This window comes from Agromyces sp. NPDC060279 (assembly GCF_042726785.1).
GTDB lineage: Bacteria > Actinomycetota > Actinomycetes > Actinomycetales > Microbacteriaceae > Agromyces.
This window is the reverse complement of sequence record NZ_JBHXBK010000006.1, coordinates 143,326-167,127: the sequence shown is the minus strand read 5'-3', so window position 1 is coordinate 167,127 and position 23,802 is coordinate 143,326. Positions and strand designations below refer to the sequence as shown.

Below are 23,802 nucleotides of genomic sequence, written 5' to 3'. Positions count from 1 at the left end.
CCTCACCGTTCGGGAACTCCAGCTGGCATGCCTGGCGCCGCGAACGCCTCGATTGGAATACCAGGATAGGCGCCGCTCCCATCACACCAACTCAGGAACGCCCGTGCGGCGATCCCCGGGATTCCGCGGATCGGCGGATGTCTCGAGGGGCATAACCCCGGGATGTTCCTGAGTTGTGTGAGAGGGCGGAGCGGGTCAGGCCTCGAACTCGATGCGGCCGGCGACGACGGTGCGCACGACGCGCGCCTCGAGCAGCGAGTCCTCGCCGAGCGCGAAGGGGTCGCGGTCGACGACGGCGAAGTCCGCGGCGAGGCCGGCGGCGAGGCTGCCGCGGCGGTGCTCCTCGAGGCAGGAGGCCGCGGCGTCGCGGGTGGCGTGCACGATCGCCTCGTCGAGGGGCACCGCGAACTCCGGATGATTCGGCGGGAACGAGTCGTCGAGGGCCGAGCGCCGGGTCGCCGCGATGAACATGTTCGGCAGCGCCTCGTACGGCGCGGTCGGCGCGTCGGTCGAGAACGCCAGGCGCACGCCGGCCTCGGTGTACTCGGGCCAGGCGCAGCCGCGGTCGGCGCGCTCGTCGCCGAGCATCGCCGCCCAGTTGTCCCAGATCGCCGGGTCGGTGTGCACGGGCTGCATCGAGGCGGTCACGCCGAGGCGGGCCATCCGTGCGGGCGTCTCGGGCGCGGCGTACTCCAGGTGCTCGATGCGGTGCCGGCGCGGGCGCTCGCCGTTCACGGCGACGGCGTGCTCGATCGCGTCGAGGGCGAGGTCGCTCGCGGCATCCCCGATCGCGTGCAGCGCGATCTGCAGGCCGGCGGCGTCCGCGGCGGCGACGACGGGCTTCGCCCGCTCGAGCGGCCAGATCGGCTCGGCGTTCGAGCCGTCGGCGTAGGGGAGGCGCAGCGCCGCCGTGCACGCGTCGATAACCCCGTCGAGCACGAGCTTGATGCCGCCGACCCGCAGCGTCGGGTTCGACGGCCGGGCCGCGAGCTCGGCGGCGCGGGCCACCTGGGCGAGGTTCTGCTCGTCGTCGCCGGTGTTCTCGATGAACCAGTGCCCGATGACGGTGAGGGGGAGGGTACCGCCGCGGCGGGCGGCCGCGCGCTCGAACGCGGCGAGGCCGAGCTCGTCGAAGGCCATGTCGACGACGGAGGTGACGCCGGCGGCGAGGTAGGCGGCGATCGTGCGCTCGACGGCGGCGTCGCGGTCGGCGTCCGTCGTGGCCTCGGCGAGGAACGACCAGACGTGCTGCTGCGCGGCCGTCTCGTAGAGCATGCCGTTGGGCTCGCCGTCGGCGTCGCGGCCGATGCGCCCGCCGATCGGGTCGGGGGTGTCGCGGGTGATGCCGAGCTCGGCGAGCGCGGCGCTGTTCACCCAGCACGAGTGGTAGTCGTTCGCGTCGAGGTAGACGGGCACCTCGGCGACGGCGGCGTCGATCATCGCGGCGGTCGGCTTGCCGTCGGGCACGGAGTCGAACAGCCAGCCGCGGCCGAGCAGGCGCGGTGCGTCGGGGGCCGCGGCGCGGGCGGCGCGCAGCCGCTCCTGGATGCTCGCGACGCTCCGGGCGTCGGTGAGGCCGACCCGACCGAGCGCGTCGCCCATCATGACGAGGTGGGTGTGCGCGTCGACGAAGCCGGGCACGACGAGGCCGCCGCCGAGGTCGATGCGCGTCGCGGCGTCACCGGCCTCCGCCGCCGCGGTCTCGGTGTCGCCGACGTAGGCGATGGTGTCGCCCTCGACGACGATGGCCTCGGCCCAGGTGGGGCCGCCGTCCGCGGCGGTGAAGATGCGGCCGTTGGTGTAGAGCGTGCGGGTCACGCGGGGACCTCCTCGGTGGTGGTGGATGATTCGGCGGCGCGCTCCTCGCGCTGCAGCCGGGTGGACAGACGGGCGACGGCGACGGTCGGCACGGCGAGCACGAAGCTCGCGATGCCGAGCGCGATCGCGAAGCCCTGGAAGCCGAGCACCTCGACGAGCGCGGCCCCGATCACGGGCGTGAGGCTCGAGCCGACGAGGTAGACGGCCAGCAGCGGGCCCGACCAGCGGCCGTCGGCGTCGAGCGCGGCGGAGGTCGAGACGAAGTACATGAAGGCGAGCGCGTAGATCGTGTTCCAGGCGACGAAGAGCACGATGAACGTCGTCGGGTCGGCGGCGAAGCCCTCGGCGATCTTCAGCGCGCCGCCGGCGACGAGCAGGATGCCGAGGGGGGCCGCGCGGCCGAGGCGGTCGCCGACGATCGTGAGCACGAGCGAGCCGAGGAGCCCCCCGGTGGTCGCGCCGCTCAGCGCGATGCCGAGGCCCTCGGGGGTCAGGCCGGCCTGCTCGGTGCCCATGACGCCGGCCATCGCCCAGAGCGAGTCTTCGCTCGCCGCCCAGAGCGCGAAGGTGACGAGCAGGGTGAAGCCGGCGATGGTGACCGCGCGCGTGGTCGCGGCGCTGCGCACCGGGATCTGACGGATGTGCCCGGTCGGTGGGATCTCCACCGGTACGGCCTCGGCGACGGCGGCCCCCGCCTGCGGCCCGTGCACCGGTGCGGCGGGGAGCCAGGCGCTCAGCAGGAGGCCGATGAGCGAGAACAGCGCGAGCGCACCGAACACCTCGAGCGGCGCGAGGCCGATCACCGGCAGCACGGCCAACACGACGGTGATGATGCCGCGGTTCGCGAGGCCGTTGAAGCCGGCGACCCGGTCGGGGTTGCGGAAGGCGGCGAGGGCCGCGCCGGCCGCGGCGACCGCCCCGCCGGCGCCCGCGCCGCCGAGCAGGAGCCCGCCGACGACGACGCCCGGGAGGGGGAGCAGCGCGGCGGCGCCGAATCCGACGACCCCGAGCGCGAGCCCGGCGCGTGCGACGAGCCGCCGGCGCGGGCCCGCGCAGAGCGGGGCGATGGCGAGGCCGACGATCGCGGTGGCGAGCAGGGCGCCGGTGACGATCCAGCTCGCGGTGAGCACGTCGGCGCCGAGCGAGCTCTGCAGCGCGCCGATCATGTAGGGCGAGAGGTTCACGCCGAGGTAGCCGGCGATGGCGATGGCGAAGGTCGCGCTCGCGCTGGGAAGGCGGAGCGGGACTCGCGAGGCGAGATCGGAGTTCGACATTGGGTCTCCGGGGGAGTCTGGCACGGCGGTGTGCGGGGCGGGGGAGCGGCTCGGCCGCGACCATAAATGAATGGCGTTCGTTTATTATGCAGACGGACGTCCAGCTTGGGAAGAGGGAGTCCGCGATCCGAGCGTGTAGCCTCGTTCGGATCGTCCGCGACGCCGAAAGGAGGGGCGGATGCCGCGCCCCAGAGTGCCGCTGCTGTCCGAGGACCGCATCGCCGACGCCGCGATCGAGCTCATCGACTCGGGCGACGGCTTCGGGGTGAACGCGCTCGCCCGCCGGCTCGGGGTGACCCCCTCGTCGCTCTACAACCACGTCGACGGCAAGGACGCGATCATCGAGCTGGTCCGCGACCGGCTCACGGTGCGCTACCTCGCCGAGCCCCCCGAGGGCGACTGGGAGACGGTCGTCGTCTCGGTCATGCGGGCCCAGCGCCGCATGTACGCCGCGCACCCCCTCATCGTGCCGCTGCTCGTCGGCAAGACGATCACCTCCGACCGGGTGATCGCCTCCTACGACCGGGTGGCGACCGCCCTCCTCGAGGCGGGCTTCCCCGAGGACGAGGTGCTCACGATCGTCGCCGTGCTCGACGGCTTCGCCCTCGGCTTCGGCCTCGACCTCGCCGGGCCCGAGGTGGTCTGGCTGCCGCAGCAGCCCACGCGCACCCTCGGCCGCCTGGTCGACGCCGGGCCGACGGGCGCCGAACGCAGCGACCGGGTGTTCGACGTCGGGCTGGAGCTGCTGATGGACTCCCTGCACGTGCGCCTCGCCCGCCTCGCCGCGCGCTGACGCCGCGCCTGAGGTATCCCGTGCGGCGGCGGCTCTTCCGCCCGGGGCATCCGTCCGGCTAGCGTGAACGCGGGACGCCCCGCCCGGGGGCGCCAGAAGGAGACGCACCAATGGCAGCACTCGACGAGCTCATGAGCAGCCTTCCCATCGGCGACATCGCGAAGAAGCTCGGCGTCGACGAGGCGACCGCGAGCCAGGCGGTCGAGCAGGCGCTCCCCGCCCTCCTCGCCGGCATGGGCGCGAACGCGCAGGACCAGGCGGGCGCCGCCTCGCTGCAGAAGGCCGTCCAGAAGCACGACCCCTCGCTCGTCGAGGGCGGCGTGAACCTCGACGACGTCGACGAGGAGGACGGCAAGAAGATCGTGAAGAACGTCTTCGGCCAGAACACCGACCAGGTCGTGCAGGCCCTCGACCAGAAGCAGGGCGGCGGCGCCGGCGACCTCATCGGCAAGCTGCTGCCGATCCTCGCCCCGATCGTGCTGAGCTTCCTCGCGCAGCAGTTCACCAAGAAGTCCGCGGGTGGCGAGACGCAGGGCGGCGGCATCGGCGACCTGCTCGGCGGGCTGCTCGGCGGCGGCGGTTCCGGCTCCGGCGGTTCGGCCGGCGGCGTCGACCTCGGGGGCCTCCTGGGCGGCCTGTTCGGCGGCGGCTCGGGCGGTGGCTCGCAAGCGCAGGGCGGCGGCCTGGGCGACCTGCTCGGCGGTCTCGGCGGGCTGCTCGGCGGCGGCAAGCGCTGAGTCTCCGGACACCCCGCCCGTCTAGACTGGCGGGGTGTCCGTGAATCCCGAACTCGTCGGCCGGGAGTTCCCGCCGACCGCGCCGTACCTCGTCGGCCGCGAGAAGGTGCGCGAGTTCGCCCGCGCCGTGCTCGCCTCCACGCCGATCTCGCTCGACCCCGAGGCCGCCCGGGCGGCCGGCTACGCCGACGTCGTCGCCCCGCCGACCTTCGCGGTCGTCATCCAGGAGCAGACGCTCGCGCAGCTGCTCGCCGAGCCCGACGCGGGCATCGACTTCAGCCGCGTCGTGCACGGCAGCCAGCAGTTCGTGCAGAGCCGGCCGATCGTCGCCGGCGACCTGCTGACCGCCACGCTCGCCGTCACGAGCGTGAAGTCGCTCGGCGCGCACGCGATGGTGACCGCCGAGTCCACGATCACCGATCCCGACGGCGCGCACGTCGTCACCGCGATCTCGACGCTCGTCGTGCGAGGGGAGGACTGATGGCCGCGCTGCAGACCCCGGAGTTCGCCTCGCTCGCGGTCGGCGACGTCGTCGCCGAGCAGAGCTTCGCGCTCACCCGCGACACCCTCGTCCGCTACGCGGGCGCCTCGGGCGACTTCAACCCGATCCACTACCGCGACGACGTCGCCAAGGCGGTCGGCCTGCCGGGCGTCCTCGCGCACGGCATGCTCACCATGGGCTTCGCCGTGCAGCCGGTCGTCGACTGGGCGGTCGACCCCGGCCGCGTCGTCGACTACCAGGTGCGCTTCACCCGGCCCGTGGTCGTCGACCCCGAGCTGGGCGCCGTCGTGCAGGTGGTCGCGAAGGTCGGCCAGCTGGATGCCGAGGCCGCCGTCGCCCGCATCGACCTCACCGTGAAGGTGGGCGAGGAGACGGTGCTCGGCAAGGCGCAGGTGCGCGTCGAGCTCGGCGACCGCGGCGGACGATGACGGGCGGAAGCTTCGCCGAGCTCACGACGCTGCGCCTCGGCGGGCCGATCGCCCGGCTCGTGACGGCGACCACGCAGCGCGACCTCGTCGACCTGCTGCACGGCGTCTGGGGTTCGGGTGAGCCCTGGCTCGTGCTGGGCGGCGGTTCGAACCTCGTCGCGGGCGACGAGGGCTTCGACGGCACGGTGGTGCGCATCGCGACGAGCGGCATCGAGGTGCTGCCCGGCGCCCCGGAGGGCTCGGTGCGGCTGCGCGTGCAGGCCGGCGAGAACTGGGACGGCTTCATCGCGTGGACCGTCGCGCAGGGCTACTCGGGGCTCGAGGCGCTCTCGGGCATCCCCGGCTCCGTCGGCGCCGCCCCCGTGCAGAACATCGGCGCCTACGGTCAGGAGCTGTCGGAGGCACTGCTCGGGGTCTGGTTCCTCGACGAGGGCGCGGACGCCCCGCGCTGGATGCCGGCCGAGGAACTCGAGCTCGGCTACCGCACCTCGGTGCTGAAGCAGGGGCTCGCCGGCGTCGTCGTCGCCGTCGAGGTGCAGCTGCACGACACGGCCGCCGAGCGCGCCGTGCTCGGCGAGGCGATCGGCCGGCCCATCGCCTACGCCCAGCTCGCCGCAGCGCTCGGCGTGCAGCCGGGCGACCGCGCGCCGGTCGCGAAGGTGCGCGAGACCGTGCTGGCCCTGCGCGGCTCGAAGGGCATGGTGCTCGATCCCGACGACCCCGACTCGGTGAGCGCCGGCTCCTTCTTCACGAACCCGATCGTGACCGAGAAGGTGGCGCGCACGCTGCCCGCCGACGCCCCGCGCTGGTACCTGGAGCCCGATGAGCCCGACGAGGTCGTGCCGCTGTCGCGGCTCGCTTCGCACTCGCCGCTCGACGCCTTCCTCGAGCTGCAGGCCGAGCTCGCCGCCGCCGACGAGGAGCCGGGCGCCGACACCGAGCCGGCCGAGCCGCTCGTGAAGCTCTCGGCCGCGTGGCTGATCGAGCAGTCCGGCATCCGCCGCGGCTTCGCCCTGCCCGGCTCGCGCGCCGCGGTGTCCTCGAAGCACACCCTCGCGCTCACGAACCGCGGCGGGGCCACGGCCGCCGAGCTCGCCGAGCTCGCGCGCTACGTGCGCCACCGCGTGCAGGCCGAGTTCGGCATCGTGCTGCACCCGGAGCCCGTGCTCGTCGGCGTCGAGATCTAGCGGTCTCGTCCGCGGCGCGGAACTGCGAACTCAGGCGGGTTAGGCTCGGCGGGTGGACCGCAGCGACTTCATCGAACACCGCCGCCCGGACGGCGAGCTCGTCGGCTGGCTGCGCCCCGAGGGCGAGGGCTTCGTTCCCGTCGACCTGCTCGGGCGCGAGCACGGCGGCGCCGTCGATTGGCTCGACGGTGAGACGCTGCTCGAGGAGCTCGGCATCCGCTACCTCGCCGACCCGTACGTGCTGCGCCTCGAGAACGGCACCGAGCTGCGCGTGCGGATCACCGAGGTGAGCACCCGCGGGATCGTCGTGAAGAAGGACGACTTCGGCGCGATCGATGCCCCGCTCGTGCGCTACGAGCTGGCGTGGCCGATGCCGCCGGAGCTCACGCCGCTCGGCGACCGGGAGCTGCCCGCCGCCTGGTGACCGCGCCGGGCGCGCTCGCCGCGGCGGATCAGCCCGACGACGCCGAAGAGCGCGATCACGACGCCGACGGCGATGACGCCGGAGAGCACGAGCACGAGCGGATGCACCGAAGCGAGCCAGTCGCCCACGGCGTCGCGCCGCTCGGGCGAGACGAGCAGCCAGATCGTCGTGCCGGAGATCGTCAGGAAGAGCAGCGCCCAGACGAGCGCGCCCCAGCGGATCGTGGGCCCCTCGACGGGAGCCGGGGCAGCGTCGGCCGGCTCGGCGACGGCCGGTTCGGGCGCTGCGGGCGTCTCGGGCGCGAGGACCAGCGTTTCCACGGTCTCCGCGGTCTCCGCGGGCGCGAGCACCTCGGTCACGGCGGTCTCCTCCGGCTCGGCGGTCGTCTCGGACTCGCGGTCCGGGGTCGGCTTCGTCATTCCTGCATCTCCGATCGGATGTCCACGTACACGGACCCCGTCCACTGGTGCAGCACGAGCTTCGCGTCGATGGGGGCGTCGTCGTCCGCCACGCCGCCCGGCCCGCCGACGACGATGGGGCCGCCGCTCGTGTCCGGGCCGAGCGTCACGAGCTCGCCCTGTCCGTCCGTGACCCAGATGCTGAGCCCACCGGCCCGGGCGGTGTCGAGCAGCAGCCGGTCGCTCTCGTCGATCGACACCCACGCCTGCCCGATGCCCTGCGAGAGCTCGACGACCGGAGCGGAATCGGGCGCCCCCAGCGGGGTGTACAGGCTCAGGTAGGCGTCGCCGACCGGCTGCACGAGGCGCTGCGGCGTCGAGAGCGAGATCGAGGCGTTCGGCCCGATCAGCCGGCCCTCGGGCAGCACCGCCGCGATCGCGGTCGCGGCGAGCATGACGAGGGTCGTGGCCGAGGCGAAGAAGGCGAGCCAGCCGCTCCGACGGCGGCGCAGCGCGGCGATCACCATCGCCGCGGCGAACACGCAGACGGCGGTCGCGAGCGCGAGCGGCACGGCGAAGCCGTCGGTGTTCGTGCTCGACATCGCGGCGATCGCGGCCACCGCGCCGCCCACGATCGCGAGGCCGAGCGCGGTGAACACGAACGCGGCGCTCGCGCGCGGGCGGCTCGCCCGCCGGGCGGCGCGGGCGGCGTCGGCGCGCGCCATGAGCTCACGGGCCTGCGCGCGGTTCTCCTCGGCGGCGGCGGCGCGGGCGCGGCGGTCGGCCTCGGCCTGGCCGGCGCGCCACTCGGCGTGCTCGGCGCGCCAGGCGTCGTGGCGCTGCCGCCAGGCGCCGAGCTCCTCGCCGGAGGCGTCCGGGCTGGGCTCGAGCGGGGGAGCGGGCGGCGGCGCGGGCGCGGGCGGCGCCTCCCCGGCGAACGCGGCGCTCGTCGCCGCGGCAGCGGATGCCTCGGGCGCGACGGATGCCTCGGCTGCAGCCGGGGCGGCCGAGGACCCGGCGCCGGTGTCGGCGGGAGCGGCTGGCGCCGAGGCCGCCCGGGCCGAGGCATCCACCCCGCCGGTGGCGCTCGCGCGCCGGACGAGCCACACCACGAGCGCGGCGAGCCCGCCGAGCAGCAGCAGCACCCAGAACAGCCGCAGCGGCACCGAGAGGTCGAAGCCGAACAGCGGGTCGGGCAGCGACGGCAGATCGGGCCACCAGCGCCAGCCGAGCCAGCCGCCCTGCACGAGCGGGATGATCCCGACGACGGTCAGCACGGCGATGCCGGCGAGAGCCGGGTCGACGACCCCGCGGAAGAGCTGCTCGAGGTGGATGCGCCCCTCGAGGTCGGGCAGCAGCAGCCAGGCGGCCGCGTAGATCAGGAGGAACGGCGCGCCGAGCACGGCCAGCACGACGACGATGCCGCGCACGAGGATCGGGTCGAGGCCGATCCGGGCGGCCACGCCGGCGCAGACGCCGCCGATCCAGCCCTCGCGGCGCGGCACCCCGGCCCGGCGCAGATCGGCGAAGAAGCCGCTGCCCGGGCCGCCGTTCGGAGCCGAACCGCCCGCTCCGCCACCGCTGCCCCGGCCGCCGGTCGTGCGTTCCCCCTGCTCGTCCCGCGGCGTCTCGGCGTCGTGGGGAGCGGTGCGATTCGTCTCCATGCCTCGATGCTCGCGTACCCGGTCCGCCGCCCGCGATGGGGTGAACCCCTGATTCGACCCTGAACGAGGCTCCGGGGGCGGTCGAGCCGACGCCACGGTCTGCTTGGATTGCAGCATGAGCACCGCCCCCGCGGCGGGCGACGACCGCGTCGTCCCCCGCCTCGCCCGCCCGCGCGACTGCGTGGCGACGGGCGTCGCCGCGGGCCTCGCCGAGCACCTCGGCTGGCCCGTCGCGCTCGTGCGGCTCGGCTTCGCGCTGACGAGTCTCGTCGGCGGGGCGGGCCTGCAGCTCTACCTCTGGCTCTGGGCGCTCACGCCCTGGCAGCCGGGCGAGCAGGCGCCGAAGCGTCGCGCGCCCGTCGCCTGGATCCTGCTCGCGGCCGCCGCCGTGCCGCTCGGCCTCGCCGCCGTCTCCGGCGGACCGCCCACGGGCGGGCCCGCCTGGTTCTGGCCCGCGCTCGCGGGCGTCGGGCTCATCGTGGCGGCAGCCGCGTGGGCGGGCTTCCTCGACCGGCCCGATCCCGACCGGGGGCCGCGGCACGAGTTCGCCGTGCGGATCGTCGCGACGGTCGCCCTCGCCCTCGTCGCCGTCGTGATCGTCTTCGGGCCCGCAGCCGGCGAGGCGCCGCGGCCCGTCTTCGCCGTCGCCCTCGCCGCGGTGGCGGGCATCGCCCTCGTCTACGCGCCGACGCTCGTGACCCGGTTCCGGGAGCTGAGCGAGGAGCGCACCCGCCGCATCCGCGAGGAGCAGCGCAGCGAGATCGCCGCGCACCTGCACGACTCCGTGCTGCAGACGCTCGCCCTCATCCAGAACCGGGCCGGCGCGACGAGCGAGGTCGCCCGCATCGCCAGGGCGCAGGAGCGGGAGCTGCGCGAGTGGCTCTTCGCCGGCGACGCCGTGCCCGACCGCGACCTGGGCGCGGAGCTGCGCGAAGTCGCCGCCGTGCTCGAGATCGAGTACCCCGTGAGCGTCGACGTGGTCGTCGTCGGCGAGCAGCGCGAACGCGCCTCCGGGGAGCTCGCCGCCGCGAGCCGCGAGGCGATGCTGAACGCGGCGCGGCACGCGGGCGGCGAGGTCTCCGTCTACGTCGAGGGCCGCCCGGACGCCGTCGAGGTCTTCGTCCGCGACCGCGGCGAGGGCTTCTCGCTCGAGGACGTGCCCGCCGACCGGCTCGGCGTGCGGCAGTCGATCGTGGGCCGGATGCGCCGCGCGGGCGGCGAGGCCGAGGTGGGCCCGGGCGTCGGTGGCGTCGGCACCCAGGTGCGACTGCGGATGCCGGCGGCGGCGCCGGGCGAAGGGGGAACGCGTGGTTGAGGCATCCGTTCGGGTCGTCGTCGTCGACGACCACTCGATCTTCCGCTCCGGGCTGAAGGCCGACCTCGACGCCTCGATCGACGTCGTCGGCGAGGCGCACGACGTCGAGTCGGCGCTCGCCGTCGTCGTCGAGACCGCGCCCGACGTCGTGCTGCTCGACGTGCACCTGCCCGGGCTCGCGGTGCCCGCCGGCAGCACCGGCGGCGCCGAGGTGATCCGGCGGGCCGCGCCCGAGCTGCCCGCGACGCGCTTCCTCGCCCTCAGCGTCTCGGACAAGGCGGAGGACGTCGTCGGCGTCATCCGCGCCGGCGCCCGCGGCTACATCACGAAGGGCTCCTCCGGTGGCGAGGTGAGCCGGGCGGTACACGCCGTGGCCACCGGCGACGCGGTCTTCTCGCCGAAGCTCGCGGGCTTCGTGCTCGACGCCTTCGGCGCGGCGGTCGGCGAGACGGCGGTCGCGGGCGACGAGCTCGACCGGCTCTCGGCGCGCGAGCAGGAGGTGATGCGGCTCATCGCCCGCGGCTACGCGTACAAGGAGGTTGCCGCCGAGCTCTTCATCTCGGTGAAGACGGTGGAGACGCACGTCTCGGCGGTGCTCCGCAAGCTGCAGCTCTCGAGCCGGCACGAGCTCACCGCCTGGGCGACCGCCCGCCGCCTGCTCTGACTCCCCCCCCCACCCCGACTTGCCCAACTTTCATGAAAGTCGGGCAACTCGGGATCGCGGCCCGCGGGTCGCGGAATGTGACGTGACGAAATGTGACCGTCACGCGAATCCGGGTACGGTCGCAGGGTGACCAGCTCCGCCTTCCCATCAGAGCCCGCCGCAGCCCACCACGACCCCAGCGCCCGTGAGGCCGTCAGCGACCGCATCGACCACGAGCTCCGCGCCGAGGTGCGCCTGCTCGGCAGCCTCCTCGGCACGGTGCTCGCCGAGGCCGGCGGCCCCGCCCTCCTCGACGACGTCGAACGCCTCCGCGCGCTCACGATCGCCGCGTACGAGGGCGAGGGCGCCTCCCTCGAGGACGCCGAGGCCCTCGTGGCCGCCTTCACGCCCGCGCGCGCCGAGGAGGTGGCGCGCGCGTTCACGGTGTACTTCCACCTCGCGAACCTCGCCGAGGAGCACCACCGCGTGCGCGTGCTCCGCGCCCGCGACGGCGGCGACCGCGACGCCCCGGCCGAGTCGCTCGGCGCGGCCTACGACCACCTCGTCGCCGAGATCGGCGAGGATGCCGCGGCCGAACGCCTGCGCCGGCTGCGCTTCCACCCCGTGCTCACGGCCCACCCCACCGAGGCCCGGCGCCGCGCCGTCGCTTCCGCGATCCGCCGCGTCGGCGAGCTGCTCGCCGAGCGCGAGGAGCTGCTCCGGCTCGCCCCGGCCGCCGACCCCGCCGAGCTCGACCGCCGCCTCGCCGAGCAGATCGACGTGCTCTGGCGCACCTCGCCGATCCGCACCACCCGGCCCACCCCGCTCGACGAGGTGCGCAGCGCCATGAACGTCTTCGACCAGACCCTGTTCGAGGTCGTGCCGCGCGTGTACCGCCAGCTCGACGACCGCCTGCAGGGCCGCGAGGCCGGGCTCGCCCCCGCCGTCGCCCCCGCGTTCGTGCGCCTCGGCAGCTGGATCGCGGGCGACCGCGACGGCAACCCCTTCGTCACCGCCGAGACGACCGCCGCCGCCGCCGGGATCGCCGCGGAGCACGTGCTGCTCGGGCTGGAGCGCGCCGCCACCCGGGTCGGCCGCAGCCTCACCCTCGCCGAGGACGGCACGCCCGCCTCGCCCGAGGTCCAGGAGCTCTGGGCCGCCCAGCAGCGGCTCGCCCCCGAGGTGACCGCCGGCATCGGCACGCGCGCGCCCGACGAGCCGCACCGCCGCGTGCTGCTCGTCATCGCCGCGCGACTCCGCGCCACCCGCGAGGGCGACGCGAGCCTCGCCTACGGCTCGCCCGAGGAGCTGCTCACCGAGCTCCGCCTCGTGCAGGCCTCGCTCGCCGCGGCCGGCGCCCACCGCAGCGCGAACGGCGAGCTGCAGGGGCTCGTCTGGCAGGTGGAGACCTTCGGCTTCCACCTCGCCGAGCTCGAGGTGCGCCAGCACTCCGAGGTTCACCGCCGGGTGCTCGCCGAGCTCGCCGAGGCGGGGCCCGACGCCGAGCGCAGCGAGCTCGCCACCGAGGTGCTCGCCGTGTTCCGCACGATCGCCGAGCTGCAGCGCCGCGGCGGGCTGCGCGCCGCCCGCCGCTACATCGTCTCCTTCACGCAGAGCGCCGACGACCTCGCGAACGTGTTCCGGCTCGCCGAGGCCGCGCTCGGTGACGAGGCCCCGGTGCTCGACGTCATCCCGCTGTTCGAGACCTTCGCCGACCTCGAGGCGTCCACCGACATCCTCGACGGGATGCTGCAGCTGCCCCAGGTGCAGCGCCGCCTCGCCGAGACGGGCCGCGCGGTCGAGGTCATGCTCGGCTACTCCGACTCCTCGAAGGACGTCGGCCCCGTGGCCGCGACACTCGCCCTCGACGCCGCGCAGGCGCGCATCGCCGCCTGGGCCGAGCGCAACGACATCGAGCTCACCCTCTTCCACGGTCGCGGCGGCGCGCTCGGCCGCGGCGGCGGGCGCACGAACGAGGCCGTGCTCGCGCAGCCGCCGGGCTCCGTCGACGGCCGCTTCAAGGTGACCGAGCAGGGCGAGGTCATCTTCGCCCGCTACGGCGACCCCGACATCGCCGCCCGCCACCTCGAGCAGATGGCCGCGGCCACGCTGCTCGCCGGCAGCCCCGAGAACGAGCAGCGCAACCGCGAGGCCGCCGCGCGCTTCGCCGGGCTCGCGGCGCGGCTCGACGAGGCCTCCCGCGCCCGCTTCTTCGCGCTCGTCAAGGCGGAGGGCTTCGCGCCCTGGTTCGCCCGGGTCACGCCGATGGAGGAGGTCGGACTGCTCGCCCTCGGCTCCCGGCCCGCCCGCCGCGGGCTCTCGGTGTCCTCGCTCGAGGACCTGCGGGCCATCCCGTGGGTGTTCGCCTGGACGCAGGCGCGGATCAACCTCACCGGCTGGTTCGGGCTCGGCACCGCGCTCGCCGCGGTCGGCGACGAGGAGCTGCTGCGCCGGGCGTACCGGGAGTGGCCGCTGTTCGCCTCGATGATCGACAACGTCGAGATGTCGCTCGCGAAGGCCGACGACCGGCTCGCCGAGCGCTACCTCGCCCTCGGCGACCACGAGGACCTCGCCGCCCTCGTGCTCGACGAGCTCGCCCTCACCCGCGAGTGGGTGCTGCGGGCGAGCGGGCATGACGAGCTGCTCGCCGAGCAGCCGGTGCTGCAGCGCGCGGTGCGGCTGCGGAGCCCCTACGTCGACGCGCTGTCCCTGCTGCAGCTGCGGGCGCTCCGTGCGGTCCGCGAGGAGCAGAGCGCCGGCGCGACGCCCGACGAGCACGAGCTGCGGCTGCTGCTGCTCGCCGTCAACGGGATCGCCGCCGGCCTGCAGAACACGGGCTGACCCGGCGCCCGCGGGAGCTCGGGCTCAGAGCAGCCCGAGCTCCATCGCGCGGGTCACGGCCCGGGTGCGGTCGTTCACGCCGAGCTTCTCGAAGACGTGCGTGAGGTGCGTCTTCACCGTCGCCTCGCCGATCACGAGCGTGCGGGCGATCTCGGGGTTCGAGCTGCCGGCCGCGACGAGCCGCAGCACCTCGAGCTCCCGCGGCGAGAGGGCCTGCGGCGGGGCCGTCGCGCCGCCGGCATCCGCCCGCATCCGCCGCACGAGCTGGGCCGCGACCGAGGGCGCGAGCACCGTCTCGCCCGCGACGACGGCGCGGATGCCGGCGAGGATCTCGTCCTGCGGCGCCGCCTTCAGCAGGTACCCGGCGGCGCCCGCCTCGATCGCCTCGACGATGTGCTCGTCGGTGTCGTAGGTGGTGAGCACGAGCACCCGCACGCCGCCGCCCTCGGCGAGGATGCGCGCGGTCGCCCGGGCGCCGTCGAGGCCGGGCATGCGCAGGTCCATGAGCACGAGCGCGGGCGACAGCTCGGCCGCGAGCGCGACGGCCTCGAGCCCATCGGCCGCGACGCCGACCACCTCAATGCCCTCGGCGCTCTCGAGCAGGCCGACGATGCCGGCGCGCACGATGGGGTGGTCGTCGGCGACGACGACGCGGATCGGAGCGGTCATGCGGTGCTCCCTTCGCTCGGAACGCGGTCGGATGCCTCGACGGGCAGTTCGACGCGGAGTTCGGCCCCGCCGCCCGGGGCCGCGCCGAATTCGACCCGCCCGCCGGCGAGGGCGACCCGGTCGCGCAGGCCAGCGAGCCCGAATCCGGGCGCGTCCTCGGGGCCCGGGCCGACGCCGTCGTCGCGCACGACGAGCCGGGCCATCCCGCCCGCCGCCTCGACGGTGAGGGCCGCGGTCGCCGCCCGCGCGTGCTTCCGCACGTTCGCGAGGCCCTCCTGGGAGGCGCGCAGCAGCACGACCTCGAGCTCCCGGTCGAGGCCGGGTGCGCGCACGTCGAGCGCGACGGCGACGCCGGTCTCCCGCTCGAAGCCGGCGGCGAGTCGGCCGAGCGCGTCGGCGAGGCTCGTGTCGAGCGCGATGGGGGAGACCGCGGCGACGAGCCCGCGCGCCTCGGTCAGCGCCTCGCGCGCCATCTCCTCGATGAGGCCGAGGTCGGCGCGGGCGGCCGGAACGTCGGGCGACGCGGCGTCGAGCCGCCGCTCCGCGCGCTGGGCGAGCATGACGAGGCCGGTGAGGCTCTGCGCGATGGTGTCGTGGATCTCCCGCGCGAGCCGCGCGCGCTCCTCGGTCACGCCCGTCTCGCGGTGCATCGCCGCGAGCTGCCCCTGGGCGGCCTGCAGCTCGGCGAGCAGCCGCGCCCGCTCCTCGCCGACCTCGGCGATGCGGGTGATCCACAGGCCGAGGGCGAGGCTGAACGCCAGCGAGAGCGCGCCGACACCGAGGCCCGCGAGCACGCCCGTCGGTCCCAGCCCCACCGCGTAGCCGGCGGCGACCGCGATCCCGAGCAGCACGTTGGCGATGATCGCGCGCTTCGTCGACGGCGCGGTGATCCACAGGAACGGGTAGGCGAAGGCCTGCAGCGTCGCGGCGCCGGAGTCGAACGCCGTGCCGGCGAAGACCACGGTCACGAGGACGGCGGTGATCGCGACGTGGTGCCGCGGGTCCTCCGAGCCGATCCGCCACCTGAGGTAGCCGGCATAGACGAGGAGGAATCCCGCGACGACCGCCCAGGTGCCCCAGTCCCGCGGGCCGTACGGCGGGAAGACGAGGCCGAAGGTGACGACGACGGCCGACACCGCGACGGCGGCGAGGTCCCACCAGCGGCGGTTCAGCATTCCGTCATGCTCTCACGTGGCTCAGGCGTCGCGCCGGATCCAGCGGAACGTGAGCCGGCTCGCGACGAGCCCGATCACGAGCCAGACGAGCAGCCACAGCGCGACCCAGCCGAGGTCCCAGCTGCCGTGCTGCTCCATGACGGCGAAGTCCTCCGGCAGGAACGCGGCGCGCATGCCCTGCGCCATCCACTTCAGGGGGAACAGGCTCGCGAGGTTCTGCATCCACTCCGGCAGGGCGGAGAACTGCAGGTACACGCCCGAGATGAACTGCAGCACGAGCACGATCGGCACGACGACGGCGGTGGCCGAGCGGGCGCTGCGCGGCACTGCGGAGAGCGCGATGCCGAGCAGGGCCGAGGCGACCGTGCCGAGCACGAAGACCCAGGCGAAGGTCAGCCAGGCCTCGCCGCTCGTCGGCAGCTCGACGCCGAAGACGGTGGCCGCGACGAGCAGCAGCAGCCCCGCCTGCAGCACGCCGGTCGTGAAGACCTGCCCGAGCTTGCCGATGAAGTACGACACGGGCGACAGCGGCGTGCCGCCGAGCCGCTTCAGCGTGCCGTCGCCCTTCTCGCCGGCGATGTCGACCGCGAGGTTCTGCACGCCCGAGAGCAGCACGCCCGCCGCGAGCATGCCGGGCAGGTAGTACGCGCCGACGCTGACGCCCGCGGTGCCCGGCCCGGGCGCGATGTCCCCGGAGGAGCTGAACGCGGCGGTGAAGATGCCGAGCATGATGAGCGGGAACAGGAAGGTGAAGAACACCGTGTCCGGGCTGCGGAAGTAGCCGCGCACCTCGTACCCGATCCGGCTGAGCCCCGAGGCGAGCACGCCCGGCAGACGGACGGAGCCGGCACGGCCGGCGGCGGACGGAGTGGTGACGGCGCTCATGCGCGGGCCTCCTCGGGGATCGCGACGGTGGGGGAGACGGTGGATGCCTCGGCGGCGCTCACGAGCTCGAGGTAGACGTCCTCGAGGCTCGGGCGGATGACCTCGAGCTCGGCGGGCTCGCCGCCGCGCCCCTCGGCGGTCGAGGTCGCGGCTTCGGCCGCGAGGGCCGCGACGAGTTCGGCTGGACGCTCGGTGCGCTGCTCGCGGCGCACGCCCGAGGCATCCCGCCAGCGCACGATCGGCACTCTGGCGGCCGGGCCGCCGAGCTCGGCGATGGCGCCCTCGGCGACGATCCGGCCGCCCAGGATCACCGCGGCGCGGTCGCCGAGCTGCGCCGCCTCGTCGAGGTAGTGGGTGGTGAGCAGGATCGTGGTGCCCTCGGCCTTCAGCCGTTCGATGAGCCCCCAGAACTCGCGCCGCGCCTCGGGGTCGAAGCCCGTGGTCGGCTCGTCCAGGAACAGCAACTGCGGCCGACCGATGATGCCGAGCGCCACGTCGACGCGACGACGCTGTCCGCCGGAGAGCTTCGAGATGCGGGTGCCGGCCTTCTGCTCGAGGCCGACCGCGGCGATGACCTCGTCGACGTCACGCGGGTTCGGGTAGTACCCGGCGAACTGGCGCAGCTGCTCGCGGACCGTGTACAGCCCGGTCTCGGCGGCGGACTGCAGCACGATGCCGAGCTCGGAGCGCCACGCGCGGCCGCCCGTCGCCGGGTCGGCGCCGAGCACCGACACCTCGCCCGAGCTGCGCCGGCGGTAGCCCTCGAGGATCTCGATCGTGGTCGACTTGCCCGCGCCGTTGGGTCCGAGCAGGGCGAGCGTCTCGCCGCGGGCGATGTCGAGGTCGATCCCGTCGACGGCGGTCACCTGGCCGTACGTCTTGCGCAGGCCGCGCACCCGCACGGCGGGGCTCTGAATCTGGTCCATGCTGCGATGCTCCCGCGTCCGAGGGGGCCGCGGGCACCCCCGAACTGGCGATTCCGGCATCCCCCGATCGGTGGATGCCGCCCGCTAGTCTGAGGCGGCGCGCCGACGGGGCGCGCCCCGATCGGATCGGAGCACCGTGTCGCACGAGGACCCGTTCGCGTCTCGCCCGAGGCATCCGGCCCTGCCCGCCGCGGGCTGGGTGGTGCTCGCCATCGCGGCGCCGCTCGCGCTGCTGCTGAGCATGATCGGGGTGCTGTCGCTCGCGGCGGTCTCGGCGACGGTGAGCGCCAGGGCGGACGAGATCCGGGCCGGTGCGGGCGCGGGGTTCACCGGCACGGAGGGCTGGCCGGAGCCGGAGGCCGAGCCGGAAGCGGAGCCGGAGCCGGAGCCGTTCGAGCCGAGCAGCATGATCGGCCTCGACGATGCGGTCGACTTCGGGGCGGGGCCGGTGTGGTCGCTCGAGGGCGATTGGGAGCAGATCCCCGATTTCCGCGGGAACGAGACGTACGCTTCGTCCTCTGCGAACTGCGAGGTGCAGCTCCACGCGAATCCGAAGAGCGCGATCACCGCCGCCGACCTCGGCAACGGTCGTCGCGGCGCCAGCGCGGCGCTCGCCGAGGCGATGATCGTGGCGTACTTCACGGGCCGTGTGTCGGCCTCCGAGACCACCCGCACGGAGAACGTGCCAGCGAGCGGTGCGATCGCGATCGCCGCCTGGCACAGCGACGACGCGATCGAGTTCGCGCAGCGCGAGGGCGGCTACACGGATCGCGGGGTCGAGCATGTCGTCACCTCCTTCGCCAGGAAGGACATCGACGGCGAGGGCGGCTACGCGGCGATCCTCGTCGATTGCGAGATCACGCCCGGGGACGAGGTCACCCCTGCGGCGTCGGTCACCCGCGACTTCGTGCTCGACTACGACTGACCGCCGGTTCGGCGCCGTGTCGCTCGGCGCGGCGTCGCTCAGCGCGGCAGCACGAGCGACACCGCGAGGGCGAGCATCACGACCGCGATGACGCCGTCGAGGATCCGCCAGGCCCGCGGGGTCGAGAGCACCCGGCCGAGCAGCCGGGCCCCGTAGGCGAGGCCGAAGAACCACAGCAGCGAGCCGAGCGCGGCCCCGAGCGCGAACCACCAGCGGCCCTCGCCGTGCCCGTTGGCGACCGAGCCGAGCAGGAACACGGTGTCGAGATAGACGTGCGGGTTCAGCCAGGTGAGCGCGAGGCAGGTACCGAGCGTCGCGAGGAGGGTCGTGCGGGTGCCAGTGGCGGTGTCGTGCGTCGGCCGGGCGGGCGCGGCGGTGAGCGTGCCGGCCGTCGCGGTCGTGGCGGCCGGGCCGCTGGCGGAGGGTGCGGCGCCGTCCGGTGTCCCGTCGGACGGCGCCGCCGTTGATGCGCCGGAGCCGAGCGTCGCACCGCTCGGGCGGATCGCCCGCTTCGCAGCGAGCACGGCGTAGCCCGCGAGGAACGCGGCGCCCGCCCAGCGCACGACGTCGACGAGCCACGGCACCGCGGTGAGCACGGCCCCGATGCCCGACACCCCGGCGAGGATGAGCACGGCGTCCGAGACCGCGCAGACCGCCGCGACCGCGAAGACGTGCTCGCGGCGGATGCCCTGGCGCAGCACGAACACGTTCTGCGCGCCGATGGCGACGATGAGCGAGAGGCCGAGGCCGAGGCCGGCGAGGGTCGAGCTGAGATCCACGCCTTGACGCTAGGTCGCCGGATGCCTGAAGTACAGTTCAGGATTCTTCATCAGCATTAGCATGGCTACAGATGGAGATCCCGGCCGAACTCGCCCGCACCCTCGCGACCGTCGTCGCCGAGGGCACCTTCGACGCCGCCTCCCGGGCGCTGCAGATCACGCCCTCGGCCGTGTCGCAGCGCATCAAAGCGCTCGAGCAGCACCTCGGCCGCGTGCTCCTCGTGCGGCAGAAGCCGGTGCGCGCGACCGAGGCCGGGCAGGCGGTGGTGCGCTACGCGCGGCAGCTCGCGCTGCTCGAGCACGACGCGCTCGCGGGCTTCGCGCTCGGTCGGACGGATGGCGAGGTCGACCGCCGCCCCATCGCCGTCCCGCTCGCGGTGAACGCCGACACGCTCGGCACCTGGATCCTGCCCACCCTCGCCGGGCTCGCGGCGAGGTATCCCGTCGTCTTCGACCTGCACCGCGACGACCAGGACTTCACCGCCGAGCTGCTCGAGTCGGGCACCGTCATGGCGGCGATCACCTCGCAGGCGACGCCGGTCGCCGGCTGCGTCGCCAGGCCGCTCGGCGTGATGCGCTACCGCGCCGTCGCGACGCCGGAGTACGTGGCGCGCTGGCTGCCCGGGGGCATGACGCCCGCGGCGCTGTCGGGCGCGCCGCTCGTGGACTTCGACCGGCGCGACGACCTGCAGACGGGCTTCCTGCGCTTCGTCGGGGCCGACGACGCCGCGCCGCCCAGGCACTACGTGCCCGCGTCGAACGACTTCGCCGTCGCCGTGAAGCTCGGGCTCGGCTGGGGCATGCTGCCCGGCTTCCAGAGCGACGAGGAGCTCGCCGACGGGCGGCTCGTGCCGCTCGGCGGCCCGCCGATCGACGTGCCGCTGCACTGGCAGCAGTGGAACCTGCGCTCGCCGCTGCTCGACACGATCGCCGACGCCGTCGTGGCGGAGGCCCGCCGCGCGTTCAGCTGACCCGGCCGGGCGGGGGAACCGTCAGGCTCAGCCGAAGAGGCGCTGCAGGCGCTGCACGCCCTCGAGCAGCGGCTCGTCGCCGAGCGCGTAGCTGAAGCGCAGGAAGCCGCTCGGCCCGAACGCCTCGCCGGGCACCGCGGCGACCTCGGCGCGCTCGAGGATGAGGTCGGCGAGCTCGAGCGAGGTGGTCGGCGTGACGCCGCCCCACTCGCGGCCGAGGAGGCCGGTCACGTCGGGGTAGACGTAGAACGCGCCCTCGGGCACCGGCACGCGCAGGCCCTCGATCTTCGACAGCTCGCCGACGATCGTGCGGCGGCGGCGGTCGAAGGCGCGGCGCATCTGCTCCACGGGCTGCTGCGGGCCGGTCAGCGCGGCGATCGCGGCCCGCTGCGAGATGTTCGACACGTTCGAGGTGAGGTGCGACTGCAGGTTCGCGGCGCCCTTGATGACGTCGGCGGGGCCGACCATCCAGCCGAGCCGCCACCCGGTCATCGCGTAGGTCTTCGCGACGCCGTTCACGAGGATCGCCTGCTCGGCGAGCCCGGGCACGGCCTCGACGATCGACAGCGCGCGCGGCGCGGGCGCGCCCGCCTCGGTGTCGAGGCCCGCGTACGTGAGGTTCTGGTAGATCTCGTCGGCGATCACCCAGATGCCGTGCTCGAGTGCCCACTCGCCGATCGCCCGCACCTGCTCGGGCGGGTACACCGCGCCCGTCGGGTTCGAGGGCGAGACGAAGAGCAGCGCCTTGGTGCGCTCGGTGCGGGCGGCCTCGAGCTGCTCGACCGTGACGAGGTAGCCCTGCTCGCTGCCGGCGAAGACGTCGACCTGCCGCCCGCCGGCGAGCTTGATCGCCTCGGGGTAGGTGGTCCAGTAGGGCGTCGGCACGAGCACCTCGTCGCCCTCGTCGAGCAGCACCTGGAACGCCTGGTAGACCGCCTGCTTGCCGCCGTTCGTGACGACGACCTGAGAGGCGGGCACCTCGAGCCCGGAGTCGCGCCGCGTCTTGTCGGCGATCGCTTCGCGGAGCTCGGGCAGCCCGGCGGCCGGCGTGTAACGGTAGTTCTTGGGGTCATGCGTGGCGGCGAGCGCCGCCTCGACGATGTGCTCCGGCGTCGCGAAGTCGGGCTCGCCGGCCGCGTAGGAGATGACCGGGCGCCCCTCGGCCTGGAGGGCCTTCGCCTTCGCGTCGACCTTCAGGGTCGCGGACTCGGCGATGGCGGCGATGCGGGCGGACAGGCGCGGCTTCTCGGTCACACCGCGAGTCTACCGAGCGACTGCCTCCGCCGGACCGTCGATCCGACCGGCATCCGCCCTGGAATCAGAGGTTCTGACCGATGTCCCAGAGCCGGTCCGGCCGTCCGTCGATCGCCTCGGACACCGCGAGCGCCTGGTCGTCCGAGAGCGAGGCGACGTAGTCGACGACGCCGCGACCGACGCCGAGGCGGGCGAGCTCGCCGACCTCGGGCACCGGCACGCCCTCCGGGCGGGTGCGCCGCAGCAGGGCGTAGCCGTCGGTCGCGATCTCGATGAGCTCGCGCAGCCGCTGCGGCACCCGGTGCCGGTCGTACTCGTCGCTCGCCCACGCGGTGAGCCCCTTGACGGCGCGGGTCAGCACCCGGCTGAGCCCGCGCTGGTACATCGCGATGTCCGCCCGGTCGAGGATGAAGTGCCGGTGCACGAACTTCAGGATCTCCACCTCGTGCCAGGCCCCGCGGTCGAGCGTGACGAGGCCCGTGCGGGCGACGCCGGGCGGTGCGGGCACGACGGAGGTCTGCAGGTGCCCGATCCAGCCGTTCGTGAAGGAGGACAGCGCCCGCTCGGATGCGATCGAGCCGTCGAAGGGGGAGGCGAGCAGCCCGTCGACGAGGTCGTCGGCGACGACGCCGACCGCGGCGGCGAAGGCGTCGTCGTCGGCGATCCAGTCGTCGGAGCGGCGGAGCTTGCGGCGGAGCGCCTCGAGGGCGGAGCCCGGCGGTGCGGTCCGGGCGGCGAGCTCCTCGTCGGCGAGTTCGCGCAGCTCGGTCGCGGCCTGCGTCCAGCCGCGGAACTCCCGCGCCACGGCGCCCTGGCTGAGCAGCCCGGCCCGGTAGAAGTCGTCGACATCGTGGATGGAGTAGGCGATGTCGTCGGCGGTGTCCATGATCGAGCACTCGAGCGACTGCGCCATGGGCGGCAGCCCGGTGCGCGCGGCGGCGAGGTCGGCGGCGTCGAGGTCGTACGCCGAGAACTTGCCGGCCTCGACGGCGCCGTCGACGAGCCGGAGCCCGCGCGGCAGGCCGCCGTCGGGGAACGGCACGGGACGGGCGAACCGCGTCCATGGGTACTTCGCGACGGCGGCCCGCACCGCGGAGGTGAGGTTCAGGCCGTGCGGGGCGACGGCGCTCACGTCGAGGGTGGCGAGGATGCGGTAGCTCTGCGCGTTGCCCTCGAAGCCGTCGGCGAGGCCGAGCGTCTCGCGGGCGAGCCGGTCGAGCACGCGCTCGCCGAGGTGGCCGAAGGGCGGGTGGCCGAGGTCGTGCGCGCTCGCGGCGGCCTGCACGACGACGGCGTCGCAGCCGTGCTCGCGGGCGAGGGCGTTCGCCGGCGAGGCGGGGTCGGCGAAGCCGACGGCGATCGCGCGGGCCACGGCGGTCACCTTGATCGAGTGGGTGAGCCGGTTGTGGATGAGCGGCCCGGCGCCGGGCTGCGCGATGACCTGGGTCACGGCGGACAGGCGCGAGAAGTAGGGCGAGAAGCGGATCCGCTCGAGGTCGAGGCGGAACTGGGAGTGCTCGCCGGTGACCTCGACGCTCGAGCTCGGTTCGGGCGTGCGGCGGGCGGCGCGGTCCGGGGTCATGGTCCCAATGTAGGCGTCGGTTCGCGCGAGCCGCTCGCGTCGCATAGACTGGGTGAGGTTGCTTGTTCCGGCAATGCTTCACTGCGCCCGAAATCCGTTTCGGACGCGGTCGGCTGCGGCGAGGCGGGCAGCCTCCTCGGCCCCAGCAACGGGGGCCTAGGGCGGTGGCTCAATTGGTAGAGCAGCGGTCTCCAAAACCGCAGGTTGCAGGTTCGAGTCCTGTCCGCCCTGCGAGCCGGCAGTGAATGCCGGCCCACGAAAGGTGTACAGGTGGCCCGGAAGATCATCGACGAACCCAGCGAGGATGTCGTCGCCAACGCCAAGCGCGACCGCGCTGCGCGTCGGAATCCGTTCGCCCGGATCGCCCTGTTCATCCGTCAGGTCATCGCAGAACTGAAGAAGGTCGTCACCCCGACCCGCAAGGAGCTCGTCAATTTCACGATCGTCGTGCTCGTCTTCGTCATCATCATGATGGCGCTCGTCTGGGGCCTCGACCAGCTGTTCGGTCTGCTGGTGGTGTACGTCTTCGGGCAACCGGGAGTCTGATCGGGGCTTCGGGCCCACGTCGACCGAGACTCGCCGAGTGCCGGTCGGGACTCACGAAGTAAGGAT

Annotated in this window: 23 protein-coding genes and 1 tRNA gene; 13 read left to right on the top strand and 11 right to left on the bottom strand. The window is 74.4% G+C overall.

Going from position 1 to position 23,802, the window contains the following annotated elements; all coding sequences use genetic code 11:
* Positions 1 to 195: 195 nt before the first annotated feature.
* Entirely contained in the window at positions 196 to 1,818 is a 1,623-nt protein-coding gene (locus tag ACFWE1_RS15420) for an amidohydrolase (protein WP_376934288.1), read from the bottom strand.
* Positions 1,815 to 3,092, bottom strand: a complete 1,278-nt coding sequence (locus tag ACFWE1_RS15415; RefSeq protein WP_376934287.1) for an MFS transporter — start codon at positions 3,090 to 3,092, stop codon at positions 1,815 to 1,817. The genes ACFWE1_RS15420 and ACFWE1_RS15415 overlap by 4 nt, the downstream gene beginning before the upstream one ends.
* 178 nt (positions 3,093 to 3,270) lie before the next feature.
* On the opposite strand from ACFWE1_RS15415, the gene ACFWE1_RS15410 reads away from it, so the two are divergent.
* The 6 genes from ACFWE1_RS15410 (at position 3,271) to ACFWE1_RS15385 (ending at position 7,163) form a co-directional block, all read left to right on the top strand.
* The gene (locus tag ACFWE1_RS15410) at positions 3,271 to 3,885 is read left to right on the top strand and encodes a TetR/AcrR family transcriptional regulator (protein WP_376934286.1); all 615 of its coding nucleotides are present in this window, start codon (positions 3,271 to 3,273) and stop codon (positions 3,883 to 3,885) included.
* Between the two features lie 110 nt (positions 3,886 to 3,995).
* Positions 3,996 to 4,622: a DUF937 domain-containing protein gene (locus tag ACFWE1_RS15405; RefSeq protein ID WP_376934285.1), complete on the top strand. Its 627-nt coding sequence runs from the start codon at positions 3,996 to 3,998 to the stop codon at positions 4,620 to 4,622.
* A gap of 34 nt (positions 4,623 to 4,656) precedes the next feature.
* The gene (locus tag ACFWE1_RS15400) at positions 4,657 to 5,103 is read left to right on the top strand and encodes a MaoC family dehydratase N-terminal domain-containing protein (protein WP_376934284.1); all 447 of its coding nucleotides are present in this window, start codon (positions 4,657 to 4,659) and stop codon (positions 5,101 to 5,103) included.
* A complete protein-coding gene (locus ACFWE1_RS15395; protein ID WP_376934283.1) occupies positions 5,103 to 5,552 on the top strand; it encodes a MaoC family dehydratase in 450 nt (149 codons plus the stop codon). The genes ACFWE1_RS15400 and ACFWE1_RS15395 overlap by 1 nt, the downstream gene beginning before the upstream one ends.
* The gene (locus ACFWE1_RS15390) at positions 5,549 to 6,739 is read left to right on the top strand and encodes a UDP-N-acetylmuramate dehydrogenase (RefSeq protein ID WP_376934282.1); all 1,191 of its coding nucleotides are present in this window, start codon (positions 5,549 to 5,551) and stop codon (positions 6,737 to 6,739) included. The genes ACFWE1_RS15395 and ACFWE1_RS15390 overlap by 4 nt, the downstream gene beginning before the upstream one ends.
* A 52-nt stretch (positions 6,740 to 6,791) precedes the next feature.
* Positions 6,792 to 7,163 (top strand): hypothetical protein, encoded by a 372-nt coding sequence (locus ACFWE1_RS15385; RefSeq protein WP_251203613.1) that lies wholly within the window; start codon positions 6,792 to 6,794, stop codon positions 7,161 to 7,163.
* Here ACFWE1_RS15385 and ACFWE1_RS15380 read toward each other — a convergent pair.
* Both ACFWE1_RS15380 and ACFWE1_RS15375 read right to left on the bottom strand, forming a co-directional pair.
* Positions 7,091 to 7,582, bottom strand: a complete 492-nt coding sequence (locus tag ACFWE1_RS15380) for a hypothetical protein (RefSeq protein ID WP_376934281.1) — start codon at positions 7,580 to 7,582, stop codon at positions 7,091 to 7,093. The two genes, ACFWE1_RS15385 and ACFWE1_RS15380, sit on opposite strands and share 73 nt — an antisense overlap.
* Entirely contained in the window at positions 7,579 to 9,225 is a 1,647-nt protein-coding gene (locus tag ACFWE1_RS15375) for a PspC domain-containing protein (RefSeq protein ID WP_376934280.1), read from the bottom strand. Before ACFWE1_RS15375 ends, ACFWE1_RS15380 begins: the two co-directional genes overlap by 4 nt.
* A 115-nt stretch (positions 9,226 to 9,340) precedes the next feature.
* Between ACFWE1_RS15375 and ACFWE1_RS15370 the strand changes: the two genes are divergently transcribed.
* The 3 genes from ACFWE1_RS15370 to ACFWE1_RS15360 all read left to right on the top strand — a co-directional run bounded on the left by ACFWE1_RS15370 (position 9,341) and on the right by ACFWE1_RS15360 (position 14,024).
* Complete coding sequence (locus tag ACFWE1_RS15370; protein WP_376934279.1) at positions 9,341 to 10,540, top strand: PspC domain-containing protein; 1,200 nt, start codon at positions 9,341 to 9,343, stop codon at positions 10,538 to 10,540.
* A complete protein-coding gene (locus ACFWE1_RS15365) occupies positions 10,533 to 11,204 on the top strand; it encodes a LuxR C-terminal-related transcriptional regulator (protein ID WP_376934278.1) in 672 nt (223 codons plus the stop codon). Before ACFWE1_RS15370 ends, ACFWE1_RS15365 begins: the two co-directional genes overlap by 8 nt.
* 126 nt (positions 11,205 to 11,330) lie before the next feature.
* Positions 11,331 to 14,024, top strand: a complete 2,694-nt coding sequence (locus ACFWE1_RS15360) for a phosphoenolpyruvate carboxylase (protein WP_376934277.1) — start codon at positions 11,331 to 11,333, stop codon at positions 14,022 to 14,024.
* A gap of 24 nt (positions 14,025 to 14,048) precedes the next feature.
* Here the strand turns inward: ACFWE1_RS15360 and ACFWE1_RS15355 are convergent, their stop codons facing one another.
* Genes ACFWE1_RS15355 through ACFWE1_RS15340 form a run of 4 tightly spaced genes read right to left on the bottom strand, consistent with a single transcriptional unit; the run spans position 14,049 to position 17,679 of the window.
* On the bottom strand, positions 14,049 to 14,693 hold the full coding sequence (locus tag ACFWE1_RS15355; protein ID WP_376934276.1) for a response regulator: 645 nt from the start codon (positions 14,691 to 14,693) through the stop codon (positions 14,049 to 14,051).
* The gene (locus ACFWE1_RS15350; RefSeq protein WP_376934275.1) at positions 14,690 to 15,868 is read right to left on the bottom strand and encodes a sensor histidine kinase; all 1,179 of its coding nucleotides are present in this window, start codon (positions 15,866 to 15,868) and stop codon (positions 14,690 to 14,692) included. Before ACFWE1_RS15350 ends, ACFWE1_RS15355 begins: the two co-directional genes overlap by 4 nt.
* A gap of 21 nt (positions 15,869 to 15,889) precedes the next feature.
* Complete coding sequence (locus ACFWE1_RS15345) at positions 15,890 to 16,753, bottom strand: ABC transporter permease (RefSeq protein WP_376934274.1); 864 nt, start codon at positions 16,751 to 16,753, stop codon at positions 15,890 to 15,892.
* Positions 16,750 to 17,679, bottom strand: coding sequence for an ABC transporter ATP-binding protein (locus ACFWE1_RS15340; protein WP_376934273.1), 930 nt, complete (start codon positions 17,677 to 17,679; stop codon positions 16,750 to 16,752). Before ACFWE1_RS15340 ends, ACFWE1_RS15345 begins: the two co-directional genes overlap by 4 nt.
* Positions 17,680 to 17,815: 136 nt before the next feature.
* On the opposite strand from ACFWE1_RS15340, the gene ACFWE1_RS15335 reads away from it, so the two are divergent.
* The gene (locus tag ACFWE1_RS15335; RefSeq protein WP_376934272.1) at positions 17,816 to 18,604 is read left to right on the top strand and encodes a hypothetical protein; all 789 of its coding nucleotides are present in this window, start codon (positions 17,816 to 17,818) and stop codon (positions 18,602 to 18,604) included.
* Positions 18,605 to 18,642: 38 nt separating this feature from the next.
* Here ACFWE1_RS15335 and ACFWE1_RS15330 read toward each other — a convergent pair whose 3' ends face one another.
* On the bottom strand, positions 18,643 to 19,383 hold the full coding sequence (locus ACFWE1_RS15330) for a LysE/ArgO family amino acid transporter (protein WP_376934271.1): 741 nt from the start codon (positions 19,381 to 19,383) through the stop codon (positions 18,643 to 18,645).
* A 71-nt stretch (positions 19,384 to 19,454) separates the two neighbouring features.
* On the opposite strand from ACFWE1_RS15330, the gene ACFWE1_RS15325 reads away from it, so the two are divergent.
* Positions 19,455 to 20,354 carry a LysR family transcriptional regulator ArgP gene (locus ACFWE1_RS15325; protein ID WP_376934270.1) on the top strand — a complete coding sequence of 300 codons (900 nt, stop codon included), beginning with the start codon at positions 19,455 to 19,457 and terminating at the stop codon, positions 20,352 to 20,354.
* Positions 20,355 to 20,381: 27 nt separating this feature from the next.
* Here ACFWE1_RS15325 and ACFWE1_RS15320 read toward each other — a convergent pair whose 3' ends face one another.
* Together ACFWE1_RS15320 and dgt are read right to left on the bottom strand one after the other, a co-directional pair.
* Positions 20,382 to 21,608 (bottom strand): pyridoxal phosphate-dependent aminotransferase, encoded by a 1,227-nt coding sequence (locus ACFWE1_RS15320; RefSeq protein WP_376934269.1) that lies wholly within the window; start codon positions 21,606 to 21,608, stop codon positions 20,382 to 20,384.
* Between the two features lie 64 nt (positions 21,609 to 21,672).
* Positions 21,673 to 23,190, bottom strand: a complete 1,518-nt coding sequence (gene dgt, locus ACFWE1_RS15315; RefSeq protein ID WP_376934268.1) for a dGTP triphosphohydrolase — start codon at positions 23,188 to 23,190, stop codon at positions 21,673 to 21,675.
* A gap of 158 nt (positions 23,191 to 23,348) precedes the next feature.
* On the opposite strand from dgt, the gene ACFWE1_RS15310 reads away from it, so the two are divergent.
* Positions 23,349 to 23,421, top strand: a tRNA-Trp gene (locus ACFWE1_RS15310).
* Between the two features lie 39 nt (positions 23,422 to 23,460).
* Positions 23,461 to 23,736: a preprotein translocase subunit SecE gene (gene secE / locus ACFWE1_RS15305; RefSeq protein ID WP_230768106.1), complete on the top strand. Its 276-nt coding sequence runs from the start codon at positions 23,461 to 23,463 to the stop codon at positions 23,734 to 23,736.
* Positions 23,737 to 23,802 lie beyond the last annotated feature (66 nt).

Excerpts from the sequence above, each read along its gene's own strand:
- ACFWE1_RS15415 (WP_376934287.1), bottom strand. The coding sequence starts at position 3,092 with ATGTCGAACTCCGATCTCGCCTCGCGAGTCCCGCTCCGCCTTCCCAGC.
- ACFWE1_RS15410 (WP_376934286.1), top strand. The coding sequence starts at position 3,271 with ATGCCGCGCCCCAGAGTGCCGCTGCTGTCCGAGGACCGCATCGCCGAC.
- ACFWE1_RS15405 (WP_376934285.1), top strand. The coding sequence starts at position 3,996 with ATGGCAGCACTCGACGAGCTCATGAGCAGCCTTCCCATCGGCGACATC.
- ACFWE1_RS15395 (WP_376934283.1), top strand. The coding sequence starts at position 5,103 with ATGGCCGCGCTGCAGACCCCGGAGTTCGCCTCGCTCGCGGTCGGCGAC.
- ACFWE1_RS15390 (WP_376934282.1), top strand. The coding sequence starts at position 5,549 with ATGACGGGCGGAAGCTTCGCCGAGCTCACGACGCTGCGCCTCGGCGGG.
- ACFWE1_RS15380 (WP_376934281.1), bottom strand. The coding sequence starts at position 7,582 with ATGACGAAGCCGACCCCGGACCGCGAGTCCGAGACGACCGCCGAGCCG.
- ACFWE1_RS15375 (WP_376934280.1), bottom strand. The coding sequence starts at position 9,225 with ATGGAGACGAATCGCACCGCTCCCCACGACGCCGAGACGCCGCGGGAC.
- ACFWE1_RS15370 (WP_376934279.1), top strand. The coding sequence starts at position 9,341 with ATGAGCACCGCCCCCGCGGCGGGCGACGACCGCGTCGTCCCCCGCCTC.
- ACFWE1_RS15355 (WP_376934276.1), bottom strand. The coding sequence starts at position 14,693 with ATGACCGCTCCGATCCGCGTCGTCGTCGCCGACGACCACCCCATCGTG.
- ACFWE1_RS15350 (WP_376934275.1), bottom strand. The coding sequence starts at position 15,868 with ATGCTGAACCGCCGCTGGTGGGACCTCGCCGCCGTCGCGGTGTCGGCC.
- ACFWE1_RS15345 (WP_376934274.1), bottom strand. The coding sequence starts at position 16,753 with ATGAGCGCCGTCACCACTCCGTCCGCCGCCGGCCGTGCCGGCTCCGTC.
- ACFWE1_RS15340 (WP_376934273.1), bottom strand. The coding sequence starts at position 17,679 with ATGGACCAGATTCAGAGCCCCGCCGTGCGGGTGCGCGGCCTGCGCAAG.
- ACFWE1_RS15325 (WP_376934270.1), top strand. The coding sequence starts at position 19,455 with ATGGAGATCCCGGCCGAACTCGCCCGCACCCTCGCGACCGTCGTCGCC.
- dgt (WP_376934268.1), bottom strand. The coding sequence starts at position 23,190 with ATGACCCCGGACCGCGCCGCCCGCCGCACGCCCGAACCGAGCTCGAGC.